The sequence below is a fragment of the Pseudomonas sp. WS 5410 genome, from assembly GCF_012985645.1.
GTDB classification, from domain to species: Bacteria; Pseudomonadota; Gammaproteobacteria; order Pseudomonadales; family Pseudomonadaceae; genus Aquipseudomonas; species Aquipseudomonas shahriarae.
Genome location: NZ_JAAQWS010000008.1, coordinates 148,176 through 164,603 on the forward strand (window position 1 = coordinate 148,176; position 16,428 = coordinate 164,603).

Annotated in this window: 18 protein-coding genes and 1 pseudogene; 13 read left to right on the forward strand and 6 right to left on the reverse strand. The window is 60.7% G+C overall.

The genetic code is table 11. From position 1 onward, the window contains the following. Positions 1 to 211 precede the first annotated feature (211 nt). Positions 212 to 574, forward strand: coding sequence for a cupin domain-containing protein (locus tag HBO24_RS14190; protein WP_057440505.1), 363 nt, complete (start codon positions 212 to 214; stop codon positions 572 to 574). An 80-nt stretch (positions 575 to 654) separates the two neighbouring features. Here HBO24_RS14190 and rpmG read toward each other — a convergent pair whose 3' ends face one another. Together rpmG and rpmB are read right to left on the reverse strand one after the other, a co-directional pair. Then, entirely contained in the window at positions 655 to 810 is a 156-nt protein-coding gene (gene rpmG, locus HBO24_RS14195) for a 50S ribosomal protein L33 (protein ID WP_003176906.1), read from the reverse strand. A gap of 11 nt (positions 811 to 821) precedes the next feature. Further along, a complete protein-coding gene (gene rpmB / locus HBO24_RS14200; RefSeq protein ID WP_007920377.1) occupies positions 822 to 1,055 on the reverse strand; it encodes a 50S ribosomal protein L28 in 234 nt (77 codons plus the stop codon). A 458-nt stretch (positions 1,056 to 1,513) separates the two neighbouring features. Between rpmB and HBO24_RS14205 the strand changes: the two genes are divergently transcribed. Further along, complete coding sequence (locus tag HBO24_RS14205) at positions 1,514 to 3,106, forward strand: ABC transporter substrate-binding protein (protein ID WP_170059917.1); 1,593 nt, start codon at positions 1,514 to 1,516, stop codon at positions 3,104 to 3,106. 47 nt (positions 3,107 to 3,153) lie between these two features. Here the strand turns inward: HBO24_RS14205 and radC are convergent, their stop codons facing one another. Next, on the reverse strand, positions 3,154 to 3,828 hold the full coding sequence (radC, locus tag HBO24_RS14210; protein ID WP_057960999.1) for a DNA repair protein RadC: 675 nt from the start codon (positions 3,826 to 3,828) through the stop codon (positions 3,154 to 3,156). A gap of 131 nt (positions 3,829 to 3,959) precedes the next feature. Between radC and coaBC the strand changes: the two genes are divergently transcribed. The 4 genes and pseudogenes from coaBC (at position 3,960) to argB (ending at position 8,111) form a co-directional block, all read left to right on the forward strand. Further along, the gene (gene coaBC, locus HBO24_RS14215; RefSeq protein ID WP_029289805.1) at positions 3,960 to 5,168 is read left to right on the forward strand and encodes a bifunctional phosphopantothenoylcysteine decarboxylase/phosphopantothenate--cysteine ligase CoaBC; all 1,209 of its coding nucleotides are present in this window, start codon (positions 3,960 to 3,962) and stop codon (positions 5,166 to 5,168) included. 5 nt (positions 5,169 to 5,173) lie between these two features. Then, positions 5,174 to 5,629, forward strand: a complete 456-nt coding sequence (dut, locus tag HBO24_RS14220) for a dUTP diphosphatase (protein WP_057440620.1) — start codon at positions 5,174 to 5,176, stop codon at positions 5,627 to 5,629. Positions 5,630 to 5,771: 142 nt separating this feature from the next. Continuing rightward, positions 5,772 to 7,184 (forward strand): annotated as a pseudogene (locus HBO24_RS14225) (phosphomannomutase/phosphoglucomutase); the annotation flags it as partial. A 21-nt stretch (positions 7,185 to 7,205) separates the two neighbouring features. Further along, positions 7,206 to 8,111 carry an acetylglutamate kinase gene (argB, locus tag HBO24_RS14230; RefSeq protein ID WP_029289812.1) on the forward strand — a complete coding sequence of 302 codons (906 nt, stop codon included), beginning with the start codon at positions 7,206 to 7,208 and terminating at the stop codon, positions 8,109 to 8,111. Positions 8,112 to 8,196: 85 nt separating this feature from the next. Here argB and pyrE read toward each other — a convergent pair whose 3' ends face one another. After that, a complete protein-coding gene (gene pyrE, locus HBO24_RS14235) occupies positions 8,197 to 8,841 on the reverse strand; it encodes an orotate phosphoribosyltransferase (RefSeq protein WP_057444213.1) in 645 nt (214 codons plus the stop codon). 82 nt (positions 8,842 to 8,923) lie between these two features. Here pyrE and HBO24_RS14240 point away from each other — a divergent pair, with 82 nt between their 5' ends. Beyond that, positions 8,924 to 9,703, forward strand: coding sequence for an exodeoxyribonuclease III (locus HBO24_RS14240; protein WP_029289816.1), 780 nt, complete (start codon positions 8,924 to 8,926; stop codon positions 9,701 to 9,703). A 58-nt stretch (positions 9,704 to 9,761) separates the two neighbouring features. On the opposite strand, the gene HBO24_RS14245 is transcribed toward HBO24_RS14240, so the two are convergent. Together HBO24_RS14245 and rph are read right to left on the reverse strand one after the other, a co-directional pair. Next, on the reverse strand, positions 9,762 to 10,130 hold the full coding sequence (locus HBO24_RS14245) for a DUF4870 domain-containing protein (protein WP_057440508.1): 369 nt from the start codon (positions 10,128 to 10,130) through the stop codon (positions 9,762 to 9,764). Positions 10,131 to 10,153: 23 nt separating this feature from the next. Next, positions 10,154 to 10,876, reverse strand: a complete 723-nt coding sequence (gene rph / locus HBO24_RS14250; RefSeq protein WP_057440509.1) for a ribonuclease PH — start codon at positions 10,874 to 10,876, stop codon at positions 10,154 to 10,156. 233 nt (positions 10,877 to 11,109) lie between these two features. On the opposite strand from rph, the gene HBO24_RS14255 reads away from it, so the two are divergent. From HBO24_RS14255 to HBO24_RS14280, 6 genes are all read left to right on the forward strand, one after another. Further along, entirely contained in the window at positions 11,110 to 11,973 is an 864-nt protein-coding gene (locus tag HBO24_RS14255) for a YicC/YloC family endoribonuclease (protein ID WP_057440510.1), read from the forward strand. A 10-nt stretch (positions 11,974 to 11,983) separates the two neighbouring features. Further along, positions 11,984 to 12,604 carry a guanylate kinase gene (gene gmk, locus HBO24_RS14260; RefSeq protein ID WP_057440511.1) on the forward strand — a complete coding sequence of 207 codons (621 nt, stop codon included), beginning with the start codon at positions 11,984 to 11,986 and terminating at the stop codon, positions 12,602 to 12,604. A 167-nt stretch (positions 12,605 to 12,771) separates the two neighbouring features. Further along, complete coding sequence (rpoZ, locus tag HBO24_RS14265; RefSeq protein WP_057440512.1) at positions 12,772 to 13,035, forward strand: DNA-directed RNA polymerase subunit omega; 264 nt, start codon at positions 12,772 to 12,774, stop codon at positions 13,033 to 13,035. A gap of 60 nt (positions 13,036 to 13,095) precedes the next feature. After that, positions 13,096 to 15,201, forward strand: coding sequence for a bifunctional GTP diphosphokinase/guanosine-3',5'-bis pyrophosphate 3'-pyrophosphohydrolase (spoT, locus tag HBO24_RS14270; protein ID WP_032856810.1), 2,106 nt, complete (start codon positions 13,096 to 13,098; stop codon positions 15,199 to 15,201). A 40-nt stretch (positions 15,202 to 15,241) separates the two neighbouring features. After that, the gene (locus tag HBO24_RS14275) at positions 15,242 to 15,622 is read left to right on the forward strand and encodes a RidA family protein (protein WP_025130815.1); all 381 of its coding nucleotides are present in this window, start codon (positions 15,242 to 15,244) and stop codon (positions 15,620 to 15,622) included. A gap of 55 nt (positions 15,623 to 15,677) precedes the next feature. Beyond that, entirely contained in the window at positions 15,678 to 16,421 is a 744-nt protein-coding gene (locus HBO24_RS14280; protein ID WP_057961005.1) for a hypothetical protein, read from the forward strand. Positions 16,422 to 16,428: the final 7 nt, after the last annotated feature.

Sequence of the window (16,428 nt, forward strand, 5' to 3'; positions counted from 1 at the left end):
TATTAAATATAAGGGCCCGGCGTTATAACCGTTCCCTTCCAAATGCTTGCCCGGCCAGCCAGCTATTCGGTCCGAGGCACCCGCCACCCTAAACCAGCCGCAAGGGATGTTTCAATATATTTGACATAACGGCCGCAAACGCCCTTGCGATGTTCATTTTAATAAACATAGACTTTGGCTCTCCAACCCCAGGCCTAGACGGGATACGTGCATGAACATTCAGGATGTCGTCGATTTCAGCCAGGCGAACACCGCCGCCGAACGCTACCGCCCCGCCACAGAAAAAATCCTCAAGGGCGACCCCGAGCAGACGCTCTTCAACCACTACAACAGCCCGTGCGGCCAGATGAACGCCGGGGTATGGGAAGGTGAAGTCGGGCAATGGACGGTGAACTACACCGAACACGAGTACTGCGAGATCGTGCAGGGGGTTTCGGTGCTACGCGATGCCGAAGGCAACGCCAAGACCTTGCGCGCCGGTGACCGCTTCGTGATCCCGGCCGGCTTCAGTGGCACCTGGGAAGTGCTGGAGCCGTGCCGCAAGATCTACGTGGTGTTCGAAGAAAAAGCCTGATCGGTCGACCGCGACTTTTCAAAAGGCAAAAAAAACCCGCATCGTGAGATGCGGGTTTTTTTCACAAGAAAGAAAACCAATTACTTGATTTTGCCTTCTTTGTAGATCACGTGCTTGCGAACGCGCGGGTCGAACATTTTCTTTTCGAGCTTGTCCGGGGTAGTACGCTTGTTCTTGTCGGTAGTGTAGAAGTGACCAGTACCGGCGCTAGAGATCATTCGAATCAATTCACGCATGATTTAGCTCCTTAGATTTTGCCGTCGCGGCGCAGTTCAGCGAGCACGACAGTGATGCCACGCTTGTCGATGATGCGCATGCCTTTGGCAGATACGCGCAGACGGACAAAACGTTTCTCTTCTTCAACCCAGAAGCGGTGATGCTGCAGGTTTGGCAGGAAACGACGACGGGTTTTGTTGTTTGCGTGGGAAATGTTATTCCCAGTCACCGGACCCTTACCGGTAACTTGACAGACTCTCGACATGCCTCAGCCCTCTAAAACCACATGCCCAACCCGGCATGGGTTGGCCGCTTAATCTCTCAGTCATTTGGCGCCAGGCGCCGCGTTTCTTTAAGGGTCTTACCGGCTACACCTACAGTGAAGGAACCGGGCCCCTAGAAAAGAGCGCTGCTTTATACCAGAAAGACCCAAGCGCAACAACAGCCGGTGTGTTTTTCCCGCTGTAAATCTCGCCCGAGCAGCTCTCAAGCGCTGCCAGGGTGGGCCGCCGTGCCGCCGGACCGCTCGTCGCACCGAATGATTTATCGCCGCTGCTTGTAGGCCAAGGCCCCGGGCAAAATGACCTGAAGCGCCATCAAAACAGTATTTGTCCTAAATGCACAGGCAAAAATGGGCTAGTCATTTGTGAATCAGGCCACTACGGTAGGCCTTTTCCAGACTGCACTCGCAGATGGGCCTCCGATCTGCAAAGGAAACCGACCATGCGCCTCGCTGCCCTGCCACTTCTACTCGCCCCGCTCTTCCTCGCCCCGCTGGCCCAGGCGGCCTCCACGTTGAGCGTCTGCACCGAGGCCAGCCCCGAAGGGTTCGATGTGGTGCAGTACAACTCGCTGACCACCACCAACGCCTCGGCGGATGTGCTGATGAACCGCCTGGTGGACTACGACGCCACGAGCGGCAAGCTGGTGCCGAGCCTGGCCGACAGCTGGGAAGTCTCGCCGGACGGCCTGACCTACACCTTTAAATTGCACCCGGGCGTCAAATTCCACCGCACCGCGTATTTCAGCCCAAGCCGCAGCCTTACCGCCGAAGATGTACGTTTCAGCTTCGAACGCATGCTCGACCCGGCCAATCCCTGGCACCAGATCGCCCAGAGCGGCTTCCCCCACGCCCAGTCCTTGCAACTGCCGGCGCTGATCAAAAAGATCGACGCCCTGGATCCGCTGACCGTGCGCTTTACCCTGGATCACGCCGACTCCACGTTCCTCGCCGCGCTGAGCATGGGCTTTGCCTCGATCTACCCGGCCGAATACGCCGACAAGCTGCTCAAGGCCGGCACCCCGGAAAAGCTCAACAGCCAGCCCATCGGCACCGGCCCCTTTGTTTTCGGGCGTTTCCAGAAAGATGCAGCGATTCGCTACAAAGCCAATCCGGATTACTTCGCCGGCAAGCCTGCTGTGGATAACTTGATCTTTGCCATCACCCCGGACGCCAACGTGCGCCTGCAGAAACTGCGCCGGGATGAGTGCCAGATCGCCTTGTCACCCAAGCCCCTGGATATCGGCGAGGCGCAAAAGGATGCGGCGCTCAAGGTGGAAAAGACTGCAGCCTTCATGACCGCGTTTGTGGCCATCAACAGCCAGCACCCACCGTTGGACAAGCCAGAAGTGCGCCAGGCGATCAACCTGGCCTTCGACAAGGCCAGCTACCTCAAGGCCGTGTTTGAAGGCACCGCCGAAGCCGCCACCGGCCCCTACCCGCCCAATACCTGGAGTTTTGCCAAGGAATTGCCGGGTTATCCACAGGACATCGCCAAGGCCAAGGCCCTGCTGGCCCGCGCCGGGCTGAGTGACGGCTTCAAGACCACCCTTTGGACCCGGCCCTCGGGCAGCCTGCTCAACCCCAACCCAAGCCTGGGCGCACAACTGCTGCAGGCGGACCTGGCCAAGGTCGGCATCCAGGCCGAGATCCGCGTGATCGAATGGGGCGAACTGATCCGCCGCGCCAAGGCTGGCGAGCACGACCTGCTGTTTATGGGCTGGGCCGGCGACAACGGCGACCCGGATGACTTCCTGACCCCGCAGTTTTCCTGCGCGGCGGTAAAATCCGGCACCAACTTTGCCCGTTACTGCGACCCGGCACTGGACAAGCTGATCAGTGCCGGCAAGACCACCAATGAGCAAGGCGTGCGCAGCAAGCTGTATCAACAGGCACAGGCGCAGATCCAGCAGCAGGCGCTGTGGTTGCCACTGGCTCATCCGACGGCCTTTGCCCTGACCCGTAAAAATGTCGAGGGGTATCAGGTCAGCCCGTTTGGGCGCCAGGATTTCTCCAAGGTCAGCGTAAAGCCCTGACCCGGCCGTTGTAGGAGCCGGCAAGCCGGCCCCTACAAGCAACTGCGTTACAGCCAACCGTATTCGGCCATCGACAGCGGGTCACCGTCGCCGATAATGATGTGATCCAGTACCCGCACATCCACCAGATCGAGGGCCTTTTGCAGATGCTTGGTCAGTTTTCGATCAGCAATGCTGGGCTCGGCATTCCCGGAGGGGTGGTTGTGGCACAGGATCAACGCCGCTGCGTTGTAGTCCAGGGCGCGCTTGACCACCTGTCGCGGGTACACCATGGCATTGTCTATGGTGCCCTGGAACAGCGCTTCGAAGCCCAGCACCCGGTGCCTTGAATCAAGAAACAGGCAGCCGAATATTTCGTGGGGCTCATGGCGCAGCAGCGCCTTGAGGTAGTCACGCACGGCAACCGGGCTTTCCAGCACCGACTCATTGCGTACATGCTCGGCCAGATGGCGCCGGCCCATTTCCAGCACCGCCTGCAACTGGGCGAACTTAGCCGGCCCCAGGCCCAGATGCTGGATGAAGACGGTTTGGCGGGCCTCCAGCAACGAACGCAGGCTGCCAAATTGCCCCAGCAGATGGCGCGCCAAGTCCACCGCGCTTTTACCCGAGACGCCGGTACGCAGGAAAATCGCCAGCAACTCGGCATCCGAGAGACTTGCCGCCCCCAACTCCAAAAGCTTCTCCCGCGGGCGCTCCGCCGCAGGCCAATTGCGAATACTCATGGCACCTCCGTGTGCATGTGCGCCGCTGTTGCATGGCGGACGCTGTGTTATCTTAGCCGCTCTTTTTTGCGCGCGATTTCACCTGGGGAGGGGGGATCGCAACGCCATCACTGAACTGGAAAGGCAAACCAATGCAGCGTCTGTATCGGAAACGCATCGTTCTCGGCGTCGGCGGCGGTATTGCCGCCTACAAGAGCGCAGAGTTGGTTCGCAGGCTCCTGGACCAGGGCGCCGAAGTGCGCGTGGTCATGACCCGTGGCGGCAGTGAGTTCATTACCCCGCTGACCATGCAGGCCCTGTCCGGCCACCCGGTGCACCTGGACCTGCTGGACCCGGCAGCCGAAGCCGCCATGGGCCATATCGAACTGGCCAAATGGGCCGACCTGGTGCTGATCGCACCCGCCACCGCTGACCTCATCGCGCGCCTCGCCCAAGGCATTGCCGACGACCTGCTGACCACGCTGGTGCTGGCCACCGACGCCACCGTCGCCATTGCCCCGGCAATGAACCAGGCCATGTGGCGCGACCCCGCCACCCAGGCCAACACCCAACTCCTGCAAAGCCGTGGCCTCAAGGTCTTCGGCCCGGCCTCCGGCAGCCAGGCCTGTGGCGACGTCGGCCTGGGGCGCATGCTCGAAGCCACGGACCTGGCGCTGTGTGCCGCCGAGTGCTTCCAGCATCTGGCCCTGACCGGTAAGCACGTACTGATTACCGCCGGCCCGACCCAGGAAAACATCGACCCGGTGCGCTACATCACCAACCATAGCTCAGGGAAAATGGGCTTTGCCCTGGCAGAAGCGGCGGTTGAGGCAGGCGCACGCGTGACCCTGATCACCGGCCCGGTGCATCTGCCGACCCCGGATCGGGTCACCCGCATCGACGTAGTCAGCGCCCGCGACATGCTCGCGGCCTGTGAGGCGGCGATTCCCTGCGATGTGTTTATCGCGTCGGCAGCGGTCGCAGACTACCGCCCGGAAGTGGTTGCCCCACAAAAACTCAAGAAAGACCCTACAAGCGGCGACGGCCTGCTCCTGCAAATGGTGCGCAACCCGGACATTTTGGCCACCATCGCCACCCGCGCGGATCGTCCGTTCAGCGTCGGTTTCGCTGCCGAAACCGAAAACCTGCTGGACTACGCCGCACGCAAACTGAAAGACAAAAACCTCGACCTGATCGTTGCCAATGATGTCGCCAACCCGAGCATCGGCTTCAACAGCGAGGAAAACGCCTGCAGCGTGATTGATCGCGAGCTGCACGCCACCCTTTTCGCCCAGACCAGCAAGGGCAAGATTGCCCGCCAACTGATCTCTTTTATCGCCCAACGGCTGAACCAGGTTTAATGTCCATGCACGCTTTGCAAGCCAAGATCCTCGACCCCCGCCTCGGCACCGACTTCCCACTGCCGGCCTACGCCACACCGGGCTCCGCCGGCCTGGACCTGCGCGCCATGCTCAAGCAAGACACCGTCCTTGAGCCGGGCCAGACCCTGCTGATCCCCTCCGGCCTGTCGATCTACGTCGGCGACCCCGGCCTGGCCGCCTTGATCCTGCCGCGCTCCGGCCTGGGTCACAAACACGGGATCGTGCTGGGCAACCTGGTGGGCTTGATCGACTCGGACTACCAGGGCGAATTGATGGTCTCGTGCTGGAACCGTGGCCAGACCGCCTTCAACATCGCCGTCGGCGAGCGCATTGCTCAACTGGTCCTGGTGCCGGTGGTGCAGGCACATTTCGAACTGGTCACCGAGTTCGACGAAACCCAGCGTGGCGCGGGTGGCTTCGGGCATTCCGGTAGCCACTGACTACGCTCAGGCATGCCGGACTCTGTGTCCGACATGCCCCAGTGGCATTTTCGCACCACGAACTCTAGGGCAAAAACGCCGTCTTACCCTTCAGTTTGAGCCTGCCGGTCGCCACATTCCGGCATGTCCGCCCCGTATCGATGGAGTTTCCCCAGTGATGAGCAACGCAGCCCCAGTCGCACCGACGTTTCCCGACAGCATTTTCCGCGCCTACGACATCCGTGGTGTCGTCCCGAAAACCCTGACCGCCGAAACCGCCTACTGGATCGGCCGCGCCATCGGCTCGCAAAGCCTGGCCCAGGGCGAGCCCAACGTCTCTGTGGGACGTGACGGTCGCCTGTCCGGCCCCGAGCTGGTGGAGCGCCTGATCCAGGGCCTGGCCGACAGCGGCTGTCATGTCAGCGACGTTGGCCTGGTGCCGACCCCGGCGCTGTACTACGCCGCCAACGTGCTGGCCGGCAAATCCGGCGTGATGCTCACTGGCAGCCACAACCCATCGGACTACAACGGCTTCAAGATCGTGATTGCCGGCGATACCCTGGCCAACGAACAGATCCAGGCCCTGCACACTCGCCTCAAGACCAATGACCTGACCAGCGGTAAGGGCAGCATCACCAAGGTCGATATCCTCCAGCGCTACTCGGACGAAATCACCCGTGACGTCAAGCTCGAGCGGCGCCTGAAAGTCGTGGTGGACTGCGGCAACGGCGCGGCCGGCGTGATCGCCCCGCAACTGCTCGAAGCCTTGAACTGCGAAGTGATCCCGCTGTTCTGCGAAGTCGACGGCAATTTCCCCAACCATCACCCGGACCCGGGCAAGCCTGAAAATCTGGTTGACCTGATCGCCAAGGTCGCAGAAGTGGGCGCCGATGTCGGCCTGGCCTTCGATGGCGACGGCGACCGCGTAGGCGTGGTGACCAACACCGGCAGCATCGTGTTCCCCGACCGCCTGCTGATGCTGTTCGCCCGCGACGTAGTGGCGCGCAACCCCGGTGCCGAGATCATCTTCGACGTCAAATGCACCCGGCGCCTGACGCCGTTGATCAAGGAATACGGCGGCCGCCCACTGATGTGGAAGACCGGTCACTCATTGATCAAAAAGAAAATGAAGGAAACCGGCGCCCTGCTGGCCGGCGAAATGAGCGGCCATGTGTTCTTCAAGGAGCGCTGGTTCGGTTTTGACGACGGCATCTACAGCGCCGCCCGCCTGCTGGAGATCCTCAGCAAGGAAAAATCCAGCGCCGAAGACCTGTTCGAGACCTTCCCGAACGATATTTCTACGCCGGAAATCAATATCCATGTGACCGAAGAGAGCAAATTCAGCATCATTGACGCATTGCACGATGCGCAATGGGGTGCAGGCGCCAACCTGACCACCATTGATGGTGTGCGAGTCGATTATGCCGAAGGCTGGGGCCTGGTTCGCGCGTCCAACACCACTCCGGTGCTGGTCCTGCGTTTCGAGGCGGATACCGAGGCCGAGTTGCAGCGCATCAAGGACGTGTTCCACGCCCAGTTGAAACGTGTTGCCCCTGATCTCCAACTACCGTTCTGATTATTTGCCCCGGAGCCCTGAATGACCCTCGAACGCGAAGCCGCCGCCAATACCGCCAAGGTCCTTTCCGAAGCGTTGCCTTACATTCGACGCTACGTCGGCAAGACGCTGGTGATCAAGTACGGCGGCAATGCCATGGAAAGCGACGAGCTGAAAACCGGCTTTGCCCGTGACATCGTGCTGATGAAAGCCGTCGGGATCAACCCGGTGGTGGTGCACGGCGGCGGCCCGCAAATCGGTGACCTGCTCAAGCGCCTGTCCATCGAGAGTCATTTCATCGACGGCATGCGTGTTACCGATGCGCAGACCATGGACGTGGTGGAGATGGTCCTGGGCGGCCAGGTGAACAAAGACATCGTCAACCTGATCAACCGTCACGGCGGCAGCGCCATCGGCCTGACCGGCAAGGACGCCGAGCTGATCCGTGCGAAGAAACTTACCGTGACCCGCAAGACTCCGGAGATGACCCAGCCGGAAATCATCGACATCGGCCAGGTGGGCGAAGTGATCGGCATCAACACCGATTTGCTCAACCTGCTGGTCAAGGGCGACTTCATCCCGGTGATCGCGCCGATTGGCGTGGGGGCCAATGGCGAGTCCTACAACATCAACGCCGACCTGGTGGCGGGCAAGGTGGCCGAGGCACTCAAGGCCGAGAAGCTGATGCTGCTGACCAATATCGCCGGCCTGATGGACAAGGAAGGCAAGGTTCTGACCGGCCTGACTACCCAGCAAGTCGACGATCTGATCGCCGACGGCACTATCTACGGCGGCATGCTGCCGAAGATCCGCTGCGCACTGGAAGCGGTGCAAGGTGGCGTAGGCAGCTCGCTGATCATCGACGGCCGGGTGCCCAATGCGGTGCTGCTGGAGATCTTCACTGATACGGGCATGGGTACGCTGATCAGCAATCGCAAGCGTCCGTAAGCGCTGAAACAAAAAGCCCCCGTTCAACTGGATTGAACGGGGGCTTTTTTGTGACCAATCTGCAACAGGGTGGGTATCCCCTGTGTCAGACGCCAAACTGCTCGCGGTACGCACGCACTGCCGGCAGATGCTGCTTGAGCTGCGGGTCGTCTTCCAGGAACTGCAATACCTGGTTCAGCGACACGATGCTCACCACGGGAATCCCGAAGTCACGTTCCACTTCCTGGATCGCCGACAACTCACCGTTGCCGCGCTCCTGGCGGTTCAACGCGATCAGCACGCCCGCAGCCTTGGCGCCGTCCTGGGACGCAATGATCTGCATCACTTCACGAATCGCGGTACCGGCAGTGATCACGTCGTCGATGATCAGCACATCGCCGGTCAGCGGCGCGCCGACCAGGCTGCCGCCCTCACCGTGGGCCTTGGCTTCCTTGCGGTTGAAACACCACGGCAGATCGCGGTCGTGATGTTCAGCCAGGGCCACTGCGGTCGCGGCGGCCAACGGAATGCCTTTGTAGGCCGGGCCAAACAGCACGTCGAAGGCAATACCGCTTTCAACGATGGCGGCGGCGTAGAAACGCCCCAGTTGCGCCAGGGCAGAACCCGAGTTGAACAGGCCGGCATTGAAGAAGTATGGGCTGGTGCGCCCGGACTTGAGGGTGAACTCACCGAAGCGCAAAACCCCGCGATCGATGGCAAAACGAATGAAATCGCGTTGATACGCCTGCATGAAAAAAGCCTCAGATACCACGGATTTAGCTAAATAGGTAGACGCCGTGTATCATACACGCACGCGATTTTTGGGGCCATTTATGCGGATCATCAGTGTGAACGTTAATGGTATTCAGGCTGCAGTCGAGCGTGGTTTGCTCAGTTGGCTGCAAGCCCAGAATGCCGACGTCATCTGCCTGCAGGACACCCGCGCCTCCGCCTTTGAACTGGACGACCCAGCCTTCCAACTGGATGGCTACTTCCTTTATGCCTGTGATGCCGAAGTCCCTGCCCAAGGTGGCGTGGCTCTGTACTCACGGTTGCAACCCAAGGCGGTCATCAGCGGCCTCGGCTTCGAGACAGCCGATCGCTACGGGCGCTACCTGCAAGCCGATTTCGACAAAGTCAGTATTGCTACCTTGCTGCTCCCTTCGGGGATGAACGGCGATGAAGACTTGAACCAGAAGTTCAAGCTAATGGACGATTTCGCCCGTTATCTGGATAAACAGCGACGCAAACGCCGCGAGTACATTTATTGTGGCTCGCTGTACGTGGCGCAACAGAAGCTGGATATCAAGAACTGGCGCGACAGCCAGCAATCCCCGGGCTTCCTGGCGCCGGAACGGGCCTGGATGGACGAGATTGTCGGCAACATGGGGTATGTAGATGCCCTGCGAGAAGTCAGCCGCGAAGGCGACCAGTACAGCTGGTGGCCGGACAACGAACAGGCCGAGATGCTTAATCTGGGCTGGCGTTTTGACTACCAGTTGCTGACCCCCGGCCTGCGCCGGTTTGTCCGCAGCGCACGTCTGCCGCGTCAACCGCGCTTCTCGCAACATGCGCCGTTGATCGTGGACTACGACTGGACCTTGACCATCTGAGGTCAATATCCAGGTACAAAAAAACCGACATCGCTGTCGGTTTTTTTGTGGGCGATCATTATTTGATCAATCGCCAGGTGAGCGGGTAACGGTAGGCAATGCCTTTGTTGGCCTTGACCCCGCCAATGATGGTCAAGATCAGTGCGGCAATTACCAGCACCACCATTAACAGGAAACCGATCACCACGAACCCCAGGACAAAGCAGACCAGCCAGGCGATGGCCACGGTCAGCTGGAAGTTCAGCGCTTCCTTGCCCTGGTCGTCGATCAGCGGGTCCATGTCCTTCTTCACCTGCCACAGGATCAATGGCCCCAACACGCTACCAAAGGGGAACACCAGGCCCAGGAACGCCGCGAAGTGACAGAGCATCGCCCATTGGCGCACTTCCTTGTTCTGGGCTGACACGGGAAGCTGGTTGTCACTCATCGCGTTGCTCCTTGAGGCCGGTTTCAGTCAGCCAGTGCGGCGTTCTGCAGTTCGAAGATTTCGCTCATGCCTTTCTGGGCCAGGGCCAGCATGGCGTTCAGGTCTGCCGGCTGGAATGGCGCGCCTTCGGCGGTGCCCTGCACTTCGATGAACCCACCGGTGCTGGTCATGACCACGTTCAGGTCGGTCTCGGCAGCCGAGTCTTCCAGGTAGTCCAGGTCCAGCACCGGCTCGCCCTGGTACATGCCCACCGATACGGCGGCAATCATCTGCTTGAGCGGGTCGCCGCCTTTCAGGCCGCCGCGCTTCTTGATCACTTTCAGCGCATCGACCAGGGCCACCATGGCGCCAGTGATGGACGCGGTGCGGGTGCCGCCGTCGGCCTGGATCACGTCGCAGTCGACGTACAGGGTTACATCGCCCAGTTTAGTCATGTCCAGCGCAGCGCGCAGGGAACGGCCGATCAGACGCTGGATTTCCAGGGTACGACCGCCCTGCTTGCCACGGCTGGCTTCACGCTGGTTACGCTCGCCGGTGGCGCGCGGCAACATGCCGTACTCTGCAGTCAACCAACCCTGGCCCTGACCCTTGAGGAAACGCGGCACGCCATTCTCGACGCTGACGGTGCAGATGACCTTGGTATCGCCAAACTCGACCAGTACAGATCCCTCGGCGTGTTTGGTGTAGTTGCGGGTGATGCGGATCGAGCGGAGCTGATCGGCAGCGCGACCACTTGGACGTTTCATAGGGGATACCTGTACAGAGGACGAAAAACTGCCGAGCATTATAGAGCCGCAGGCCGCTTCTCGGCACTGCTAATAAATTCGGTAACGAATCGACACCCCCTGGCACCCTTTGTCACAGCCCGCATTTGGGGGCGCCCGCCCCGTTGCGCTACAATCCTGCGCCTTCGCAGCCAGTCGGCTTCAATCTACCCACCAGCCCGCCCGTTTGCGGGACTGCATCGCGAGGTACCTCCATGGTGCACAGCATGACTGCCTTTGCCCGCGTCGAAAAAGCCGGCGTCCAGGGCACCCTGAGCTGGGAATTGCGCTCGGTCAACAGCCGCTACCTGGAGCCGCACCTGCGCCTGCCCGAATCCTTCCGCGACCTTGAAGGCGCAGTGCGCGAGGCCCTGCGTGCCGGCATCTCCCGCGGCAAGCTGGAATGCACCCTGCGCTTTACCGAGGAAACCACCGGCAAGCCGCTGCAGGTTGACCGCGAACGCGCCGCGCAACTGGTCGCCGCCGCCGAGACCATCGCCAGCCTGATCAAACAGCCAGCGGCCCTGAACCCCCTGGAAGTGTTGGCCTGGCCTGGGGTGCTGGTGGCCGACGCCACTGACCCGCAAGCGCTGAACGCCGAAGCCCTGGCCCTGTTCAACCAGGGCCTCAAGGAGCTTAAAGCCGGCCGCGAGCGTGAAGGCGCCGAGCTGGCCCGCCTGATCAACGAACGCCTGACGGCCATCGAGGCCGACGTCGTGACCCTGCGCGAACTGGTGCCGCAGATGCTGGCCACCCAGCGTCAGAAAGTCCTCGACCGCTTCACCGACATGAAGGCCGACCTCGACCCGGTGCGCCTGGAGCAGGAAATGGTCCTGCTCGCACAAAAAAGCGACGTCGCCGAAGAACTCGACCGCCTGAGCACCCATATCCTGGAAGTGCGCCGCGTGCTCAAGTCGGCCGGTGCCGCCGGTCGGCGCCTGGACTTCCTGATGCAGGAACTCAACCGCGAAGCCAATACACTGGGCTCCAAAGCCTTCGATCCGCGCAGCACCACGGCTGCGGTCAACCTCAAAGTGTTGATCGAGCAAATGCGCGAACAAGTACAGAATATTGAGTAAGGCAACTCCCATGACCCACAGCACCGGCACCCTGTACATCATTTCCGCCCCCTCGGGCGCGGGCAAAAGCAGCCTGGTCAAGGCCCTGACCGACACCAACCCGGAGATCCGCGTATCGGTCTCCCACACCACTCGCGCCATGCGCCCGGGTGAGGTGAACGGCGTGAACTATCACTTCGTCGAACGCAGCGAATTCGTGAAAATGATCGAACACGGTGACTTCCTGGAGCGCGCCGAGGTGTTCGGCAACCTCTACGGCACGTCCCAGAGCCACTTGCAGCAGACCCTGGACGAAGGCCACGACCTGATCCTGGAAATCGACTGGCAGGGCGCCGAACAGGTGCGCCAATTGATGCCCAAGGCGCGCTCGATCTTTATCCTGCCGCCGTCCCTGGAGGCCTTGCACCAGCGCCTGACCAATCGCGGCCAGGACAGCGACCAGGTCATCGACGGCCGCATGCGCGAAGCCGTCAGTGAAATGAGCCACTATGTGGACTACGACTACCTGATCATCAACGACGATTTTTCCCACGCCCTGGACGACTTGAAGGCGATTTTCCGCGCCAATCAGCTCCAGCAAAAACGCCAACAGCAGCGTTTTGGCAAATTGTTGGCCGAACTGCTCGGTTGAATGGCTCTTCCCAAAACCGCTGCAAGGGCCTTACATTGGCACTTGTAGCGTGTTTGCCGGGGCCTGCAGAAAATCAGCGCTTCCCTAAACGCTGGTGATTTTTTAAACTGTTGAGTCCGCTCGCCCAACCGGGCAGCGCGCATCTTGCATTCGCTCCGAGGAATACCATGGCCCGCGTAACCGTTGAAGACTGCCTAGAACACGTGGATAACCGCTTTGAGCTGGTCATGCTCTCTACCAAGCGTGCCCGTCAATTGGCCACTGGCGGCAAAGAGCCACTACTCAATTGGGAAAATGACAAGCCTACCGTGATGGCCCTGCGCGAAATCGCTGCCGGCGTGATGAGCTATGAATACATTGCCAGCGCTGAAATCGTTGAAGACGAACCGCTGTTTGCAGCGTTCGAGGACGAGTCCAACGAGGCCGTCTAAGCCTATGCCTGGTCGACGTAGCACGGCGCGGGGTCACAGCCTTCGGCAGGAGTTAACACTTTGCCGAGCATAGACGCCCTCGCCGATCGCTTATCGACCTACCTCGGCACCGACCAGGTCAACCTGGTCCGCCGAGCGTATTTCTACGCCGAACAAGCCCACGACGGCCAACGCCGCCGCAGCGGCGAGGCATATGTCACCCATCCTCTTGCGGTGGCCAATATTCTTGCCGACATGCACATGGACCATCAGAGCCTGATGGCCGCGATGCTGCATGACGTGATCGAAGACACCGGCATTGCCAAGGAAGCGCTCAGTGCGCAATTTGGCGAAACCGTGGCCGACCTGGTCGACGGAGTCAGCAAGCTGACCCAGATGAACTTCGAGACCAAGGCCGAGGCCCAGGCGGAAAACTTCCAGAAGATGGCCATGGCCATGGCCCGGGACATCCGGGTGATTCTGGTCAAGCTGGCCGACCGGCTGCACAACATGCGCACGCTGGAAGTGCTGTCCGGTGAGAAACGCCGGCGCATTGCCAAGGAAACCCTGGAAATCTACGCGCCCATCGCCAACCGGCTGGGCATGCATGCCATTCGTATCGAATTCGAAGACCTGGGTTTCAAGGCGATGCACCCGATGCGCTCAGCGCGCATCTACCAGGCGGTCAAGCGCGCCCGGGGCAATCGCAAGGAAATCGTCAACAAGATCGAAGAGTCCCTGAGCCATTGCCTGGCAATCGACGAGATTGAAGGCGAAGTCAGCGGGCGGCAGAAGCATATCTACGGCATCTACAAGAAGATGCGCGGCAAGCGCCGGGCCTTCAACGAGATCATGGACGTGTATGCGTTCCGGATCATCGTCGACAAGGTCGATACCTGCTACCGCGTGCTGGGCGCTGTACATAATTTGTACAAACCCCTGCCAGGCCGCTTCAAGGACTACATCGCCATCCCCAAAGCCAACGGCTATCAGTCGCTGCATACCACGCTGTTCGGTATGCATGGGGTGCCGATCGAGATCCAGATCCGCACCCGGGAAATGGAAGAGATGGCCAACAACGGCATCGCCGCCCATTGGCTGTACAAATCCAGCGGCGACGAGCAGCCCAAAGGCACCCATGCCCGCGCCCGCCAGTGGGTCAAGGGCGTGCTGGAAATGCAGCAACGTGCTGGCAACTCCCTGGAATTCATCGAAAGCGTGAAGATCGACCTGTTCCCGGACGAGGTCTACGTGTTCACGCCAAAAGGCCGGATCATGGAGCTGCCCAAGGGCTCCACGGCGGTCGACTTTGCCTACGCAGTGCACACCGACGTCGGCAACAGTTGCATCGCCTGCCGGATCAACCGCCGCCTGGCCCCGCTGTCGGAACCGCTGCAAAGCGGCTCCACCGTGGAGATCGTCAGCGCGCCGGGGGCCCGGCCGAACCCGGCCTGGCTCAACTTCGTAGTCACCGGCAAGGCCCGCACCCATATCCGCCACGCCCTGAAGCTGCAACGCCGCTCCGAGTCCATCAGCCTGGGCGAACGCCTGCTGAACAAGGTGCTCAACGGTTTCGACAGTTCCTTGGAGAAGATCCCCGCCGAGCGCGTGCAGGCGATCCTCCACGAGTACCGCCAGGAAACCATCGAGGACTTGCTCGAAGACATCGGCCTGGGCAATCGCATGGCCTACGTGGTCGCCCGCCGCCTGCTCGGCGAGGGCGAGCAACTGCCGAGCCCCGAAGGCCCGCTGGCCATTCGCGGCACCGAAGGCCTGGTGCTGAGCTACGCCAAATGCTGCACACCGATCCCGGGCGACCCGATTGTCGGCCACCTGTCCGCCGGCAAAGGCATGGTCGTGCACCTCGACAACTGCCGCAATATCAGCGAAATACGCCACAACCCGGAAAAATGCATCCAGCTGTCCTGGGCCAAGGATGTGACCGGCGAATTCAACGTCGAGTTGCGGGTCGAGCTGGAGCATCAGCGCGGCCTGATCGCCTTGCTGGCCAGCAGCGTCAACGCCGCCGACGGCAATATCGAAAAAATCAGCATGGACGAACGTGATGGTCGCATCAGCGTGGTCCAACTGGTGGTCAGCGTGCACGACCGTGTACACCTGGCCCGCGTGATCAAGAAACTGCGTGCCCTGACTGGGGTTATCCGCATCACTCGCATGCGCGCATAACGCCTCCCCCCTATAGCCCGGACATTACAAGGAGTCATTTATGACCAAGACTGTTATCACCAGCGACAAGGCACCTGCTGCCATCGGTACTTATTCCCAGGCGATCAAGGCGGGCAACACCGTCTACATGTCCGGCCAGATCCCTCTGGACCCAAAGACCATGGAGCTGGTTGAAGGCTTCGAAGCCCAGACCGTACAAGTCTTCGAAAACCTCAAGTCGGTAGCCGAAGCCGCAGGCGGTTCGTTCAAGGACATCGTCAAGCTGAACATCTTCCTCACCGACCTGAGCCACTTCGCCAAGGTCAACGAGATCATGGGCAAGTACTTCGAACAACCCTACCCAGCCCGCGCCGCCATTGGCGTTGCCGCCCTTCCCAAGGGCTCCCAGGTTGAGATGGACGCGATTCTGGTCATCGAGTAATACATTCGGCGCAACCCACAGGGTTGCGCCGACTTCGTTTTAAAAGGATTTCATAATGCGCAAAGCGCTCGTTGCCTCCACGCTGCTCGCCCTGTTCCTTGGCGGCTGTGCCAGCAATCCTGCCACCCGGGATGTGAGCGGCACCTGGATCAACCAGGTCGCCATTGATGCGGCGTCCAAGGGCGGCCCTTTGCGCGAAGCCCTGCAAGCCTACGGTCCGAACCTCGAATGGGAGGTCAACACCAAGGCCAACCAGGCACGCTACTTCAATGGCTTTGAACGCCCCGAAGGCACCCTGGCCGGGGAAAAGTCCGGCACCTGGAACGTTGATTTCTACGGTAGCTCGACCACCGAACTCAAGCGCAAGGGCAAACAGCTGCTGCAAGTGGCCAACGACAACGAGCCCGAACAGCTGTTTGACCGCCCCAAGGACCCTGCCCCCGAAGGCGCGCCCCTGGGCGCCAACTTCGAACGGGCGCTGTACTCGGCCTATATGGGCGGCAGCTGGAAAATCACCAGCGGCAGCGGCTTGGGCGCCACCGTGCAGTTCCAGGCCAACGGCCAAGTAAGCGGGCTGCCGGGCGCCGAGCAGTACTCACTGTGCCTGGCGGGCGATTGCGCCTCCATGAGCGGTGGCTACGACAGCATCTGGCTGCAACAAGGCGGCCAGGGCAACCCGTGGATCTTCAGTCGCAATGACAAGCAGTTGGAGATTTTCCAGGCGATCAATACCTCCCAGGCCGACGAAGTCCCTTCGTTTACCCCCGGGCCACGCCAGTGGTTGCTGGAAAAGCAGTAACCTCAAT